Source organism: Cupriavidus sp. 05L310, assembly GCF_056398185.1.
This window is the reverse complement of the sequence record NZ_JBFTOX010000033.1, coordinates 87781-100904: the sequence shown is the minus strand read 5'-3', so window position 1 is coordinate 100904 and position 13124 is coordinate 87781. Positions and strand designations below refer to the sequence as shown.

The following is a 13124-nucleotide window of genomic DNA, read 5'->3' as shown; positions in this document are numbered from 1 at the left end:
CAGCCGGCCCATACGCTGGACGGGAACGCCCATCATGAATTTCTGAGGGGCTGGTTCAAACGTTTCGTGCTGCGCACTGACCTTCCCGAGCAGGATGCCCGCGTCTGGACATGCTTCTGCCCATGGTCGGACACGATGACCGACAAACCGGTTTTCCTGACCCACCTGGTCGGCGGCGGCATCGACAAGATCTTCACCTCGGCAACGTGGCAAGATGCGCAGGACAAGCACCGGCGCGTCTCGGAGAAGGCGCGCCGGGTGTTGCCGCTCACGCCCCTGCCAGGAGATGAGGATGTGCACTAACTACGCCCCGGTGCAGCGCCAGCTGCTGCGCGACGTCTTCGGCGTCGAGCCGCCGCCGCTCGAGTATCCGTCGGAGGCCTGGCCGGACTATGCAGCGCCGATCATCGTGGGCAATGGGGACGGCGCGCGCCAGGCGCTGGTGGGGACGTTCGGCATGGTGCCCAAGACGCGAATCCCGCCGGGTGTGGCCAAGTTCGACACCACCAACGCGCGGTCGGAAACGGTGGGCGAAAAGCGGTCATTCTCCGGGCCGTGGAAGAAGGGCCAGCTCTGCCTGGTACCGGCCACCAGCTTCTACGAGCCGAACTACGAGGGCGGACCCAAGTCGGTCCGCTGGCGGATCTGGTTGAAGGATGAACCCGAGTTCGCGATCGCGGGGCTGTGGCGGGCATGGCCGGGCGAGGCCGGGGCCGAGGTGTTCAGTTTCACCATGCTGACCATCAACTCCGACAAGCACCCGCTGATGAACCGCTTCCATGCTCCGGGCGAGGAAAAACGGATGATCGTGATCGTGCCGCGGGCGGAATGGGACGACTGGCTGACCTGCCGGGATCCGGAGCGGGCGCGTAGCTTCATCCGGCCCTACCCGCCCGAGCTGATGGCTGCCGAGCCGGCGCCGCGCGCACCAGGCACAAAAGCCTCAAACGGCCCTTGACACTAGCCCCTTTGGTGCTAAAATACGTCTCAGAGGTAGCGCACCGCGCAGCCCGGAACCCGAAAGGACGACACGAATGGAAAAGACCTTGGACATCCTGAAGACCGAAGCAGAAATCGGCAAGCTGATGGCTGAGACGATCAAGCTCAACGCCGAAGCCGCCAAGCTGCAACGCGAGACGCGCTGGTATCCGGTGATCTGGGCCACCGGCCTGTTGGCAGCAGCCTTCACCTTCGCGAAGTTCTTCAACTAATCCAAGACCGGCCCGCCGCAAGGCGGGTTTCTTCTATGCGCTATACCCCCCCCTCCACCACAGACTTGCAGCAGCTTAAGAACGATCTGGACCGCACGGGCGAGCAGATGGCCGAGCTATTCGGCGTGGCCGGAGGCCAGCAGTGGCGCAAGTACACCGGCGGCGTGCAGCCGCGCGAGATGGCCCCCCAGATGCTCTTCTTTGGCGCCGCACGCCTTGCCCTCTCGCCGGAAGAATTGGAGCGTGTGCTGGCCCGTATGCGTGAGATCGGTGCAGAGATAGACCTGCACGGCGACACCGAAAATCATGAGGGCCAAGCCTGATGAATATCTTCGAAGCGTTCACCGAAATTGAACAGCTGCCCGTCAAAGAGCGGCTTCTGATCGGCGTGAGCCTGAACAACAAGTTCGCCTGGTCTGCTGGTCGAATCGATGACCCTGACGTCTCAATCGGCTTTGGATCTGCGGTCACGCGGGCCATCGAAGACTTTCAGGCCGGGGACAAGCTCCTGAGCATCATGGTCACTCCGTTCGGAGGCGGCCATATCGTCGTGGCGATGGGTGCGGAATCAACCGTAGCCATCATCGACGCCATGACCAAGGGCATAGAGCTCATTTCCCAACGCGGCGGAAATTGAGAGTCACGGCCTGCTAAAGCCATTCCAGCCGCAGCTCATATGCGGCGCGCTTGGTGCGACCACTGGCTGACGTGCAGGGATCCGGAGCGGGCGCGGAGCTTCATGCGGCCCTATCCTGCCGAGAAGATGACAGTAGAGCCGGCCCCGCGCCAGACTGCCAACAGCGCTCGATAGAGTGCGGCCTAGGTTGGAATGCTCATTGATCGGCAACGGCCGAGTCCAACTCCGCCCGAGCAATGAGGGATTCAAGCATTTCGATAGAGTCGCTGAATATCTTGAGGGCTTGGGATCTTGCTCGGCCATATATCTCCTCAAGTCGATCTTCATCAGTTCGAAGCGCAATGTCCGATCTGAGCGCAGCTATCAGTTTTGGCATAAGCGGCGCAAACCTCTCCATTTGATTGCGAATTTCCGTCATCAAGGCAAGCTGAGCACGCCACAAAGCAAGATTTGCCTTCTTCATTTCAGCGCGCCAAAACCGTTGCATGTTCTCAGTGTGCTCGATCTCGACACGGAGCGAATCTAGCTCCTCTGGCCTACCGCCACGACGTCTAAGAGCGCCGAACTCTTGATATGCACTCCCGACGGCATCATCGGCTCTGCGCAATTGCTCTTGAAAGTGCAAAAGGTTGCTGTTAGCTACCATGAGAGGGGGGCGAAGTTGCTGCATAGCGGCCAGCATCTTGCCAGCAGCCACCGTATATTCGACCACGAGTTCTGTAAGCTCAAGCGAGCCAACGGCTGCGATCCTCCCTACGACCGTCATCTCTTGGGCGACTTCCTGACTCAAGATAAGATCGTCAGTGGACGGGAGAGCAAGCTTGCCAATAAGAACCGGAATCTTCGATGACGCTGCCACCGCCGGAAGGTAGACCTCCCGTCTCAGCGTGTGAAGTCGATCTCGCCCTTTCTCGATGCCATCAGAGTCTAGCTTCTGCTGGTTAAGCGTGACCTCGTGATCGAGTTTCTGCGCATGCTGCGTCGATTCCTGTCGCATCTTTTCACGCTGAAGCCAAGCATTTGTTACGAGCGTAGCCACAACGGTCAACAAGGAAATGCCCCCAGCGATCAGCGCGCCCCACACGACATCGGGTATTTGCGCTGCGGCCTGCGCTCCACTGCAATGCATCTCGATTGCATACAGTTTTGCCTCGAGCAAACAATTAAATGGCGGCATGTTCATTGAAAATTTAATAGTCGCGGCAAATGTATCCATGTGTTCGCCCCACCGCAAGCCCCATCGATAGTGGCGGCTAAGAAGTAGCGCCCAAATCAATCTCTGGAGTCAGCGCTTCGCTCGCAGTTGCCTGCGATGCGGGCGGCGCCAGCGTATTCAGCCAGGATTACCGCGTGCTGGTCAACCCGGCTGAGCACGTCGGCAAGCGCAATTTGTGGGCTCCGCGCAAGCCCCACCCAAGGGGTATTTAGTGCACCGGCCCTTCGGCCGATAGAGCACCAAGTTCAAAAAGCCACACCCCCCATCTTGTGGCGAGTAGCACTGAAGGAACCATGCCAGCATGAGACATCCTGAATATCAGTCATGGAACCTTATCACCACGAAAGAGCATTCATCTTGGCCCAGCTGTTCCAGCACAACCAAGATGTAAGACACTTGTATGATGCCTACTTACATTGGAACCAAGCAACGACGGCCGACGATTTCAAGTTTGCGTTGGCGAGATTAATTGGTGAGGGTACGGTCCGTTTTGTCGGGCCAGTCGGACCCAAGGTCGAACTTGTTTCTCGGAGAGAGGAGAGAGAAGGGCTAGGGTACCCAGAAACCTTGTCAGATCGCCGCTGGCTCACAAAGAAGTAGCCACTTCCGACCAGCGTTGCACCGCTACCGGCAAGCTCTAATCGTAATTCATACGCCGTGCGGCCTTCGTGAAGACGTCGGCTCCGGCGTCCACCTGAGAATGCACCCACACCGGCCGCGCGATGCTCAGGAGCGAGCCCCACTCCGCGACCGGCACCCCCAATGTTCGTCTATGTGACCACTTCGCCGGGCCCGTACCTCGGTCTCCAGATACGCCATCCGTTTCCCCTCCTCCGCTACGCCTCCCTTCCTCGGAAGGGTACGGAAATTGATGCAACGCATCATAATCTTTAACGGCGACAGATTGACCCCCGTTGCCATTCCTCGAGGGTGTAGGCGCAACTCCCCGGCCTACACCCCTTTTTCCATCTGTCGCAAGGATGGATGTTCACTGACACGCCGCCACGGCCGCCCTCAGTCTGACCTCATAGCCGGCGCGCAACAGCAGCTCGGCCAGCGCCGCGCGAAAGAACTCGAAGTCGCTGGCCGTCTCCGGCACATTCGCCAGCGGCCAATCCGGCTCGGGGATCTCCGCCGTCCTGCACGGCACGGCCACCGGCACCCTCACCTCCACGGGCTTCTCGATCACCTGCGGGGTTGCGGCGCAGCCGGCCAGTACCAGGCACAACATCAGCGCGCGGATCATGGGCGCTCCTTCACGAAGGTCTGCCGCAGCGCGTGCAGCGAGGCGCATTGGTCAGCGCCCGGCGTCTGCGCCTGGATCTTGCCGGCCAGCAGCGTGTATTTGGACTGGGCTGCCTGCGCCTCGGCGTCGGCCTTCGCTGCCTGGTACTGCCGCAGCTTAGCCTGCGCCTCAAGGACAGCCACCGCGGCGTTCTGGGCGGTCAGAGATCCGGCCAGCGCCTGGTTGTCGCCCTTGGCCTTGTCCAGGTCGATCTGGGCCTGCGCCAGCTCAGCGCGCGCACTGTCGCGCTCGCCGCGATAGAACCAGACCGACCCGCCGGCCAGCGCCAGAACGATCAGCACGGCGGCGCACAGGATGCGCTGCGGCGTGGCAAAGATCGATTTCAGTAGGGTCAGCATCCCCATCCCTCCGGAAACTCGGCCAGCGGCACGGCCTGGCCCGCCAGCGCGTGCGTGCAGTCGCCCAGGAAGACGATCTCGCCGGGCTGCGCTCCGTTGCAGCCAACGAACGAATGGCAGACGATCGCGCGCCTGTCGAACTGGCGCCCATCGAGCGGCGGACATCCGGCGGCCATCCATTGCTCGTACTCGGCCTCGCCTGCCTCGGTGAAATCCCTGCCTGTCACGAGCACGCTGGGGTTGAAGATCGGCCGCTCGACATCACCGTTCCAACCCCAGCGCGGGCCCGGCCCGTCGCCATGCTGGATCGTGTGAGAGATGCCGCAACCCGGACACCAGAAGGCCAGGCAGCCTGCGGCAGGCTGCCGCAGAACTTTCGATAGCGCGCTCATGCCAGCAGGCCTCCCGCCTTCACGTACACGCCGCGCAGATAGTCCAGCGAGTGCTCGTTCTGGCCATAGCCGGCGCCTGGCAGGCTGGCCCAGATGTTCCGCACCCGCGCGACGACCTCGTCGAACCGGCCGGCGGCAATCAGCGGCAACGCCAGGCGCTCGCGGATCTGCTGCACGGCGATGCGATCCTGCGACGCCGGGCCGAAGTCGGTCAGGCCAAGCAGGCGCTTGTAGGGGTCATACCAGCGAGCCAGCAACTGGTAGCGCCCAGCCGCCGTGCTGGGGATCACCTTGCCGCTCCTCTGCCGGACCTGGATCAGCTTGCGCGGGTGGTCCGCGTAGCTACGGAACAGCAGCGGGTTGTCCGGCGTGCTGCCGACCAGCACGTTGTATCCGTTGTCGGACTTCGCCAGCAGTACGAGGCCCAGCTCGGACACCGCGATGGTGTCCAGAAACGGCCGGATGTTCGGAGTGTCCATATCAGCCATGATTGCCTCCCGTTACTGCATCGCGCACGTCTTCGGCCACCTCGGCCAGGTCCTTGTCGCGCCGGCGCTCGATGAAGTTGAACAGCCAGCGCACCACCGCCCAGCCGGGCAGCCCGCAGGCGAAGACCAGCCCGAACAGAGCGACCAGCCCGATGTAGTCGCCTGTCCAGGCATGCAGGCTGAAGTGCTGGACCACGGCCGCCCCGCCGCCCACGCTCGACACCACCGTCGAGATGAGCGCCACAGCCCATTCCGCCGTGCTGCGCGGTCGCATCATGATCATCACCACGATTGCGGCTAGGCCGCTGGCGCCGGCCGCCACGCCGGCAGTACCGCCGATTGCTTTGAATGCAGCCGCGCCAGCGGCCCCCGCTGCGGCACCGCCGCTGATTGGTTCGGACATTTGTGACCCCGGAAATGAAAATGCCCGCTGGAAGCGGGCGTGAAAAAGCCGCCCGGAGGCGGCTGCCATCAAAGTAGTTTTGTGTATCCGTACTACAATACGCCGCTAAAAATGAGAAGCCGACGCATGACCGAAGAAAAGCAGCGCGGGAAAAACCAAGAAATTCAGATGCTCCGCGGGATTTCGATTGCGTTCATCCTGGTCCAGCACTACTATCCGGCCCTCCCGGCTCCGGCTTGGTTTTACGAAGTCGTCCATGCCACCAGCCTGCGGAGCGGCGTGGATCTGTTCTTCGTCATCTCAGGATTCGTCATCTCCAAGTCTCTGCTCGATAAGTCGGGGATGGGATTGAATCTGCGGCTCACACGGCGCGACTTCGCGGACTTTTGGGTAAAACGAATCTTCAGGCTAATGCCAGCGGCGTGGCTCTGGGCCGCAGTCACAGTCGTGCTTGGCCTATTCGTTACCAGCATGGAGGGGCTTCAACCAGCGCTGGCCATAAAAGGCGCGATTGCGGGGATGCTCGGCTATGCCAATCTATACTGGGCTAACTGCGCGGTAGACCAAGCAATCGGAACGACATGTCCGAGCCTCTACTCGAACTCGGTTTTTTGGAGCCTTTCGCTCGAGGAGCAGTTTTACCTCGCCCTCTCCGTGCTGATGCTGTTCACCCGGTTCCGCACCGTCCTCATCATCGGCCTAGTGGCCGCCGCCATTGCGCTACCGATGCATCGAACAGGAAACGTCCATCTCTGGTTCTTCCGGTTCGAGCCCATGGTTGTGGGCGCCGGAATCTATGCGCTTTCGACCACGCCGTTCTACGCGAAAGCCCAGGCCTTTCTAAAGAACCGCGCGCTTCGGATTGCTTTGCTTGCCGCATCCATCGTCGGAATCGCCGTCTCGAACCAAATCAGCGCGCTCGACCAAGTTTCGGTTGTCACGCTGCTCTCTGGGGTCGCGGTCTGGATATGCTCCCTCGGCGCCGGCACCTCCAACGGCCCGGGCATGCGCGTCCTCGGGTGGCTAGGCGACCGCTCGTACTCGCTGTATCTGTGCCACCTCCCATGCTTTCTGATCGTGCGAGAGATCATGATCCGGGCGGGCATGCGGGATCACTGGGACAACGCCATCGGCATCTCCGTCGGCTTCCCGCTGGGCATCATCACCGCCTTGGTGCTCTGTGAGGCCACATTCAGGTTCGTAGAGACCCCGCTCTCGAAGTTCGGCAGGGGGCTGGCAAGCCGCCGAGCAGCGACAGTCGGCCGTGACCCGCTGCCGCTGCAGTCGCTATGAAATGGAATGATCGGTCGACGGCAAGCTATCGAGAGAGCCACCGGCCGCGGCACGGAGTGCGTACACGTAGCTGCGCACCGCCGCCGCAAACGCCTTGAAGCGATCCTGCGTGAAGGGGTGGAGCGCGCCGGCCTCGTCGGGATAGCGAAGCGTGTCAACCCCACCCGGGAACCCATCGCCAGCCTTCAGGCCGGTCTCAATCGCGATAATGTCGACCTGACTGAGCGCGTCGATCGAGTAGGTGCCATCGACGCCCGGAGCACCAGCGCACGAGATCCGAATTCCACGCTGAAGCGCCTCGATCGCCTGCTGCGGAATCGAAACCTTGCTCGGGTCGTGCTCTGCGTAGAGCACTAAGACTGCGTCCACCTTCTCCGCATCCATGCGCGGATCAAAGTTGAACTCGCCATCCTCCGAGAACGAGAACGGGAGGCTGGATAGGCCGGCGGCGTTGAGCTCGGCCACGAAAGATGGTCCAATTTTCTTCGTCATGTGGGCTCCTTAGCGCCGCGGCGGAATGCTGATTTTCACACTATTGCGCGCCGTTCCTTTGGTGCCATTTCCCTGAAATGACACACTAAACGAGCCAGCTGCACTCCCCAATAGCGTGGCGTAGTGATAGCCCTCAGTCAGGCCCGACCGCGGCACGTAGCAGTTGACCGAGACATTTGCGTTCGCAGCATAGGGCTGCGTTGTTCCGCCAACGGTTTCTTCCGCGGTGGTGCCATCGAAGCCGATGCTTGCCCCACCGGTCTGCCCTAGCACGTTGGGGTTGATTGTGCCGTCTGCCGCCGCAGTAACAACCTCACCCGCCCAGCAGAGGAACGCGGTTCGCAGCGAGGTTGAAACCTCGACATTTGTCACATTCCCATTGACCGTTACGGCAGCAGTCAACGCGTTGGTCGCCGCAAAGCCCGGATCGTTGAACCACGACCTGCACAGCCCCGCCCAAGTCGTCGTGCCCGAGGCGTATTCCATACCGACCAGCGTCCGTGTGGCGTCTCCGGTCTTGATCTCGATGCCGGTCCCCGCATCCGTACTGTGGCCAGTCGTGCTGGCCTCCAGCGTCATCGTTGCCCCGTTCATGTAGGCGTAGATGTAGTAGACCGTGCTGGCGGTCAGGCCGGCGGGCGCCAGAGACACCCCGGCGGCCGGCACGGCCTGCGTGACACCGTTGATGATCAGGCGGTTGCCATTGAGCGGCGACAGCACTAGGTTCGCGCCGGACTTGGCCAGTCGGCACATGCCGTGGCTCTGCACCTGGCTGAACTGCGTCGCATGGTTGCTCTGCGTGCCGGGGGCGACTTGGAGCGCAGCGCCGGTGCACTCGAGCAACACGAACGAACTGATGTCCGCGCGCCAGATCGCCGAGGCCTTGCCGTTGGCGACCATCTCTCCGCCCTGCAGCGCGCTATGGGCGCCACCGACCAGTGGCTGCGCGCCGAGGCCGTTGACGTTCAACGTGGAAGCGCCGGCGTTAGCGGTCTTCACCTTGAACGAGAGCACCATGCCGTCGGTCAGCGCGGTGATAGCCGGGCTGTAGCTCACCACGTAGGTATTTACCGAGCCGGTGTCCACCGCGGTGGTCAGCGCGCTTTGCTGGACCGCATGTAGTAGGTCGGCAGGCAGGATCGGCGCGTTCGCCGCCTGTGTGATGTTGGCCGACGTGATGGTCGACTGGCCATTGGCGACGGTCACCACCCACAGGCCGGTGTAGCCGACATCCGGCGTCGGGGTCACCTGTGAGCCAGTGGTGGCCGCGACGCCCGTCTTAGCGCTGATGTTGACGATGCCTTTGCGCACCGTGGCCTGCTGGGCGCCCGTCCCGCCCGGGCCCGCCCATGCCTGCGTCGGGTTGCTGGCGTTGTAGTACGGCAGCGTGACCAGGCCGGTGTCCGTGTCGAGGTAGGCCACCTGGATGAGGTAGTTCACGCTCTGCCCGGCAGTGACCGGTGCCGGGCAGCTCAGCGTCACGGCGTCAAGCGAGATGCCCTGCTTCAGGATGCTGTGCGCGGTGTCCGCCGGCAGCGACGAGTAGGCAATCGCATCGATATTGGCCAGGCTGTAGACCTCGCCGGGATTCACGACGACCTGCAGAGACGCGGGGCCGGTGGGCACGCAGCCGAGGCCGTTCACGACCGTCGCGGTCCCCAGCATCGCCGCGGCCAGCTTGGCCAGCGCGATCATGGCGTACTTGTTGGTGTTGAGCAGGTCCGTTTCGAGCGGGATCTGCCCGGGGTAGACGGTTTGGCGGTCCATTTAGGCTCCGAAAAAAAACCCGCGCATGGCGGGCTTGATGCGTTGCGTGAGAACAACAGCGTGTCAGAGGCTGCAACCGACATGCCCCAGAATGGGATTTCTCAAGACAACGGAGACAAATTGATGTCAGGATTCATAAGAATCGAAGGCGATGTCGAAGGCCTCGTAGTAACAGACAACAAGGCAATCGGCGTTGGAGATTTCCTAACTGTTGGGAAAGGGGCAAGCCTTAAGGATGCAACTCTCAGCGGCAACATTCATGTCGCACCGATTGAATTGCTTCGGGATGAACTCGCACAGAAGCTTCACTTCCCGCAGGGGGCGCCTCTCGAAGACTTGAGAGAATGTCTATCAGCGTTGCAGAACACCCCCGCGCAAGCGCAAGAGGAGCGTATCGAAGTGGTGAAAAAGAGCCGCTTGTGGCCGCATATCGAAGGGCTTGAGAAGGGCTTCTCTATCGCAGCATCCCTGGCATCGATCGCCGGGCCGGCTCTCGCCCGATTCCTACAATAACGACTCCTAAGCCACACCCGATACGGCGTCCCCGCCTCCGGCGCGGCGGGCATGAAAATGCCACCCGAAGGTGGCAAATTTTGTTTACGGTACGATTCCTCCACTCAAAATATGGGGGTGGGGATCATGAGACAGTCGCCAGAGGCGTACAAATTCGAGGCAAATCAGCTCCTATTGGATGTCCACCGCCTCATGGTGCTTATCTGCGCGGACGCCGAAATTACGAGACTCTCCAACGCCGAGGGCCTGAGACACCTTCAGGAATTGCAGGATCGCTTCTTCCCGACGGAAGTATCAAAGCTCCTTGTCTCGATCGCTGGGGCGTTTCGTAGCCTGGACGGCGACGGCCGTGGCATCAGGCCTGCCAGCATCTCGCCGAAGATCATTGGCTCGATGCGGCAAGGAACTTACAACCGCGGCACGGACCTGAACTTCCGAGCTGCTTGCAACAAGATCCTGCACGCTGAGCGCATCGAGATACCGCAGCAACAAGCGACTGCCATGGATAAGCCGGGCCATGATGAACCCACACTTAGCCTTGATTTCGCCAATCAGGTGTATCAGGCTTGGGAGCCCAGGGAGGTGTCCTACGAGTTCTATGGCACCTCTATCGTCTGCTATGAGAAAGAGAATGATGCCGGCGATACGTTGATCGCGGAGATCGATCTTGGCAAACTGGTCTCGGCAGCTTTGGATACCTTTCGATCAGTATGAGGGCTCATCCCTGATGCCCTTGGCGGCTTCCTCCGTCGGCACAACCATCGGCATCCAGTGGGTGGCCTCACACACGTCCCAGTGATAGTGCCGCGCGTACAGATAGCTGAAGTGCGGCTTGCCGTCGCGCATCTGAAACTTTGCCGGCATTACCTCCACCTTTCCCCATCCGCCATAGTCAAAGCGCCCGCTGTCGCGGACGGGGCCCAAGGCGAATACGGCCTGGCCCTCCTCCGGCAGCCCTTCGGACACCGGGGTCCAGAGTTGAAGCAATAGGCGCTGCGCCGGAGACAAGTCTTGGTCTTCCATAGCTCTCTCCCTCATGCCCACACACGATACGGCGTGCCGGGCTCCGGCGCAACGATAATGCTTCCCAGCGCCGCCGTCTCGCCGGCGGATAGTGGGCGCTCCAGCCGCAGGTTCACATGCCACCCGGGCACAGCCGTCGGCGGCGTGATCACGTTGCCGTCGGCATCCCACTCGCCACCCTCGTAGATCGTGCCGATGGTCGAGAGGTTGACGCCCTCGGCGGGCATACGCACCGGCTCGCCCTCCTCGGTGTATTCGACCGTCAGGCCGGCCGCCAGCAGCGCGGCGCTCGTGGTGTCGCGGTCGGGCCCGCGCAAGTAGTAGTCGTGGAACATAGTCACCTCACGCGGTCAGGGCTTGGAGTTCGGAATTGGACAGGCGGCGCGGGAAGTAACGGACATTGCGCAACCAGCCGTTCAACCAGCCAGGATTACCAGCGAATCGCCCCAACCGCATCTCCGTCATGCCAGAGGGGTTGCCCGCGCTACCGCTTGCCACTGCACCGCCGTTCAGACAGATCGCGTCGTTCTGGGCGGAGCCATAGCAGAATGCGACCTTTGCCACGCTGCCAGGCACGAGTGAATTGGCACCGTTCAGCGCTGCCGGCGACGCTGCGCCCTTACGGTAGAGGCTGCATGCCCCGGTTGCTCCGACGCCGACCGCGAAATAATTGTTCAACGCTGCGTCCGTGATTGTGAGAACGCCTTGCATCGTGTCACCCACAATGCCGGCGGCGAGGCGCGGAACGACAAACTCAGCATACGCAGTCCCCTCACCTTGACTGAAGCCAATCTTGCTGAGGTCGGTAATGGTGGCATTGTCGGCGGCGCGGGTTGCTTGGGCAGATGTGGTAACGATCACCGAAGAGGGATACGCACCCGCCTCCATCTGGTGGTGATGCACGATTACGGACTTCCCTGTTCCAGAGGCCGTGCCGTCCGTAATTGGGTATGGATAGGCGTTGAGCGTCTCGCCGCCGGCGTTAGTCGTGGCCGTCCAAAGCAGGTACACTGCGCCGCCATTCGGCCCCGAGTTCGACAGCTTGATTGCGCCGAATGTGACCGTGCCGCCTGCGGTGGTCGCTACACCGGTTGTCAGGTCCAAGTTCACCCCGCCCCAAATCCCCGGGGTACCGCTGGTCTTGTAAAAGAGAAGGCGCGTGACCGCACCCGCCACGGAGCCAGGATCTGCCTCAATGATCGACCACGTGCACATTGCACCGGTGGCCGTGAACTGCGCCCCGTTTGCGGTTGGAGCATTGGGCGCGCCCACACCCAACATGGTGTACTTTTTTGCCTGCTGACCAGGAACAAACGAAGTCGCATTGGTGATCGTGTAATAAGTGGGCGAGACGCCCAAGCCATACATACTCGGCCAGAGCAAATTCGTGCGCAGATCTTCGATCAGCAGCCCGCGCGCGGCCAGCGTGCTCGGGTCATAGTCCAGGCGCGGCGCATTAGCCGCCGCCTGCACGAGCACGCCGCCGGCGCTGTAGCTCCAGCCGGCCGAGGCCCGCGCGAAGGTGACCAGATCAGCAAAATTTCGATTGAAAAGCATGCTTCATCCCTTCGACTTGAATACGCCAGCGGTGCCATACGACCAGGTGGGGTCATCGACCCACGCCCGGTACACGTTGGCGACGAAATCGAGCTGCGCTGTCGGCTCATTCAGCGCCAGGAAGTCCAGCGACAACGTTCCCAGCCGAAGGTCGTCGCCATCGTACTGGCCGGCACGCCTGCGGCAGACCACCGACAATCCCAAGCCGAGCCTCATAGGCCCACCAGATCGGACGCGGTGGTGCCGCTGACGTTGACCCGGATCGCCCGGATAGGAAGCGTCTCCCCGGACGGACAGTTCTTGAAGGTTACGGCCGTGCCATCGCGGCGAATCGCCACGACATCGCCACCGGTGCCGACGCGGATGCTGTTCGCCGGCCGCGCAAAGTTGTTGGCTGCGCTGTCGCTCGGCGTGATCACGAAATAGTCGAACGAGGGATCGGTAAGACTCGGGGGGGTGTTCTGGAACGGATCGGGCATGGCCTGCTC

The 13124-nt window shown here is 61.8% G+C and carries 21 protein-coding genes; 8 read left to right on the top strand and 13 right to left on the bottom strand.

The annotated features are described in order from the left end of the window. The 5 genes from AC1DS6_RS23820 to AC1DS6_RS23800 all read left to right on the top strand — a co-directional run. Positions 1-303 (top strand): hypothetical protein (locus AC1DS6_RS23820; RefSeq protein WP_477103290.1); only part of this gene is annotated, 303 nt, incomplete at its 5' end. Beyond that, on the top strand, positions 293-958 hold the full coding sequence (locus AC1DS6_RS23815) for an SOS response-associated peptidase (RefSeq protein WP_477103289.1): 666 nt from the start codon (positions 293-295) through the stop codon (positions 956-958). The genes AC1DS6_RS23820 and AC1DS6_RS23815, both read left to right, overlap by 11 nt. A 76-nt stretch (positions 959-1034) precedes the next feature. Next, positions 1035-1211 carry a hypothetical protein gene (locus tag AC1DS6_RS23810; protein WP_477103288.1) on the top strand — a complete coding sequence of 59 codons (177 nt, stop codon included), beginning with the start codon at positions 1035-1037 and terminating at the stop codon, positions 1209-1211. Positions 1212-1246: 35 nt separating this feature from the next. Continuing rightward, entirely contained in the window at positions 1247-1534 is a 288-nt protein-coding gene (locus AC1DS6_RS23805; protein ID WP_477103287.1) for an XRE family transcriptional regulator, read from the top strand. Further along, positions 1534-1848 (top strand): hypothetical protein, encoded by a 315-nt coding sequence (locus AC1DS6_RS23800; protein ID WP_477103286.1) that lies wholly within the window; start codon positions 1534-1536, stop codon positions 1846-1848. Before AC1DS6_RS23805 ends, AC1DS6_RS23800 begins: the two co-directional genes overlap by 1 nt. A gap of 196 nt (positions 1849-2044) precedes the next feature. Here the strand turns inward: AC1DS6_RS23800 and AC1DS6_RS23795 are convergent, their stop codons facing one another. From AC1DS6_RS23795 to AC1DS6_RS23770, 6 genes are all read right to left on the bottom strand, one after another. After that, on the bottom strand, positions 2045-3064 hold the full coding sequence (locus AC1DS6_RS23795) for a hypothetical protein (RefSeq protein WP_477103285.1): 1020 nt from the start codon (positions 3062-3064) through the stop codon (positions 2045-2047). 988 nt (positions 3065-4052) lie between these two features. Beyond that, complete coding sequence (locus AC1DS6_RS23790; RefSeq protein ID WP_477103284.1) at positions 4053-4310, bottom strand: hypothetical protein; 258 nt, start codon at positions 4308-4310, stop codon at positions 4053-4055. After that, entirely contained in the window at positions 4307-4708 is a 402-nt protein-coding gene (locus AC1DS6_RS23785) for a hypothetical protein (RefSeq protein ID WP_477103283.1), read from the bottom strand. Before AC1DS6_RS23785 ends, AC1DS6_RS23790 begins: the two co-directional genes overlap by 4 nt. Further along, positions 4702-5100, bottom strand: coding sequence for a ubiquitination-like system serine protease family protein (locus AC1DS6_RS23780; RefSeq protein WP_477103282.1), 399 nt, complete (start codon positions 5098-5100; stop codon positions 4702-4704). Before AC1DS6_RS23780 ends, AC1DS6_RS23785 begins: the two co-directional genes overlap by 7 nt. Then, positions 5097-5588: a glycoside hydrolase family 24 protein gene (locus AC1DS6_RS23775; protein ID WP_477103281.1), complete on the bottom strand. Its 492-nt coding sequence runs from the start codon at positions 5586-5588 to the stop codon at positions 5097-5099. Before AC1DS6_RS23775 ends, AC1DS6_RS23780 begins: the two co-directional genes overlap by 4 nt. Next, a complete protein-coding gene (locus tag AC1DS6_RS23770; protein WP_477103280.1) occupies positions 5581-5991 on the bottom strand; it encodes a hypothetical protein in 411 nt (136 codons plus the stop codon). The genes AC1DS6_RS23775 and AC1DS6_RS23770 overlap by 8 nt, the downstream gene beginning before the upstream one ends. A gap of 126 nt (positions 5992-6117) precedes the next feature. Between AC1DS6_RS23770 and AC1DS6_RS23765 the strand changes: the two genes are divergently transcribed. Further along, complete coding sequence (locus tag AC1DS6_RS23765) at positions 6118-7284, top strand: acyltransferase family protein (protein WP_477103279.1); 1167 nt, start codon at positions 6118-6120, stop codon at positions 7282-7284. Here the strand turns inward: AC1DS6_RS23765 and AC1DS6_RS23760 are convergent. Together AC1DS6_RS23760 and AC1DS6_RS23755 are read right to left on the bottom strand one after the other, a co-directional pair. After that, positions 7279-7776 (bottom strand): hypothetical protein, encoded by a 498-nt coding sequence (locus tag AC1DS6_RS23760; protein WP_477103278.1) that lies wholly within the window; start codon positions 7774-7776, stop codon positions 7279-7281. The two genes, AC1DS6_RS23765 and AC1DS6_RS23760, sit on opposite strands and share 6 nt — an antisense overlap. Before the next feature lie 9 nt (positions 7777-7785). Beyond that, positions 7786-9543 carry a hypothetical protein gene (locus AC1DS6_RS23755; protein ID WP_477103277.1) on the bottom strand — a complete coding sequence of 586 codons (1758 nt, stop codon included), beginning with the start codon at positions 9541-9543 and terminating at the stop codon, positions 7786-7788. Here AC1DS6_RS23755 and AC1DS6_RS23750 point away from each other — a divergent pair. Both AC1DS6_RS23750 and AC1DS6_RS23745 read left to right on the top strand, forming a co-directional pair. Continuing rightward, positions 9532-10056, top strand: coding sequence for a hypothetical protein (locus AC1DS6_RS23750; protein ID WP_477103276.1), 525 nt, complete (start codon positions 9532-9534; stop codon positions 10054-10056). The genes AC1DS6_RS23755 and AC1DS6_RS23750 overlap by 12 nt on opposite strands. Before the next feature lie 51 nt (positions 10057-10107). Then, positions 10108-10770, top strand: coding sequence for a hypothetical protein (locus AC1DS6_RS23745; RefSeq protein ID WP_477103275.1), 663 nt, complete (start codon positions 10108-10110; stop codon positions 10768-10770). Here AC1DS6_RS23745 and AC1DS6_RS23740 read toward each other — a convergent pair. Genes AC1DS6_RS23740 through AC1DS6_RS23720 form a run of 5 tightly spaced genes read right to left on the bottom strand, consistent with a single transcriptional unit; the run spans position 10762 to position 13115 of the window. Next, the gene (locus AC1DS6_RS23740) at positions 10762-11079 is read right to left on the bottom strand and encodes a DUF551 domain-containing protein (RefSeq protein WP_477103274.1); all 318 of its coding nucleotides are present in this window, start codon (positions 11077-11079) and stop codon (positions 10762-10764) included. The genes AC1DS6_RS23745 and AC1DS6_RS23740 overlap by 9 nt on opposite strands. Positions 11080-11090: 11 nt before the next feature. Continuing rightward, positions 11091-11420: a hypothetical protein gene (locus AC1DS6_RS23735; RefSeq protein ID WP_477103273.1), complete on the bottom strand. Its 330-nt coding sequence runs from the start codon at positions 11418-11420 to the stop codon at positions 11091-11093. Position 11421: 1 nt separating this feature from the next. Then, the gene (locus AC1DS6_RS23730) at positions 11422-12636 is read right to left on the bottom strand and encodes a phage head spike fiber domain-containing protein (protein ID WP_477103272.1); all 1215 of its coding nucleotides are present in this window, start codon (positions 12634-12636) and stop codon (positions 11422-11424) included. A 3-nt stretch (positions 12637-12639) separates the two neighbouring features. Beyond that, positions 12640-12852, bottom strand: coding sequence for a hypothetical protein (locus tag AC1DS6_RS23725; RefSeq protein ID WP_477103271.1), 213 nt, complete (start codon positions 12850-12852; stop codon positions 12640-12642). Next, the gene (locus AC1DS6_RS23720) at positions 12849-13115 is read right to left on the bottom strand and encodes a spike base protein, RCAP_Rcc01079 family (protein ID WP_477103270.1); all 267 of its coding nucleotides are present in this window, start codon (positions 13113-13115) and stop codon (positions 12849-12851) included. The genes AC1DS6_RS23725 and AC1DS6_RS23720 overlap by 4 nt, the downstream gene beginning before the upstream one ends. Positions 13116-13124: the final 9 nt, after the last annotated feature.

Excerpts from the sequence above, each read along its gene's own strand:
- AC1DS6_RS23790 (WP_477103284.1), bottom strand. The coding sequence starts at position 4,310 with ATGATCCGCGCGCTGATGTTGTGCCTGGTACTGGCCGGCTGCGCCGCA.
- AC1DS6_RS23745 (WP_477103275.1), top strand. The coding sequence starts at position 10,108 with ATGAAAATGCCACCCGAAGGTGGCAAATTTTGTTTACGGTACGATTCC.
- AC1DS6_RS23810 (WP_477103288.1), top strand. The coding sequence starts at position 1,035 with ATGGAAAAGACCTTGGACATCCTGAAGACCGAAGCAGAAATCGGCAAG.
- AC1DS6_RS23785 (WP_477103283.1), bottom strand. The coding sequence starts at position 4,708 with ATGCTGACCCTACTGAAATCGATCTTTGCCACGCCGCAGCGCATCCTG.
- AC1DS6_RS23720 (WP_477103270.1), bottom strand. The coding sequence starts at position 13,115 with ATGCCCGATCCGTTCCAGAACACCCCCCCGAGTCTTACCGATCCCTCG.
- AC1DS6_RS23800 (WP_477103286.1), top strand. The coding sequence starts at position 1,534 with ATGAATATCTTCGAAGCGTTCACCGAAATTGAACAGCTGCCCGTCAAA.
- AC1DS6_RS23755 (WP_477103277.1), bottom strand. The coding sequence starts at position 9,543 with ATGGACCGCCAAACCGTCTACCCCGGGCAGATCCCGCTCGAAACGGAC.
- AC1DS6_RS23760 (WP_477103278.1), bottom strand. The coding sequence starts at position 7,776 with ATGACGAAGAAAATTGGACCATCTTTCGTGGCCGAGCTCAACGCCGCC.
- AC1DS6_RS23795 (WP_477103285.1), bottom strand. The coding sequence starts at position 3,064 with ATGGATACATTTGCCGCGACTATTAAATTTTCAATGAACATGCCGCCA.
- AC1DS6_RS23780 (WP_477103282.1), bottom strand. The coding sequence starts at position 5,100 with ATGAGCGCGCTATCGAAAGTTCTGCGGCAGCCTGCCGCAGGCTGCCTG.
- AC1DS6_RS23740 (WP_477103274.1), bottom strand. The coding sequence starts at position 11,079 with ATGGAAGACCAAGACTTGTCTCCGGCGCAGCGCCTATTGCTTCAACTC.
- AC1DS6_RS23730 (WP_477103272.1), bottom strand. The coding sequence starts at position 12,636 with ATGCTTTTCAATCGAAATTTTGCTGATCTGGTCACCTTCGCGCGGGCC.
- AC1DS6_RS23805 (WP_477103287.1), top strand. The coding sequence starts at position 1,247 with ATGCGCTATACCCCCCCCTCCACCACAGACTTGCAGCAGCTTAAGAAC.
- AC1DS6_RS23775 (WP_477103281.1), bottom strand. The coding sequence starts at position 5,588 with ATGGCTGATATGGACACTCCGAACATCCGGCCGTTTCTGGACACCATC.
- AC1DS6_RS23765 (WP_477103279.1), top strand. The coding sequence starts at position 6,118 with ATGACCGAAGAAAAGCAGCGCGGGAAAAACCAAGAAATTCAGATGCTC.
- AC1DS6_RS23815 (WP_477103289.1), top strand. The coding sequence starts at position 293 with ATGTGCACTAACTACGCCCCGGTGCAGCGCCAGCTGCTGCGCGACGTC.
- AC1DS6_RS23770 (WP_477103280.1), bottom strand. The coding sequence starts at position 5,991 with ATGTCCGAACCAATCAGCGGCGGTGCCGCAGCGGGGGCCGCTGGCGCG.
- AC1DS6_RS23725 (WP_477103271.1), bottom strand. The coding sequence starts at position 12,852 with ATGAGGCTCGGCTTGGGATTGTCGGTGGTCTGCCGCAGGCGTGCCGGC.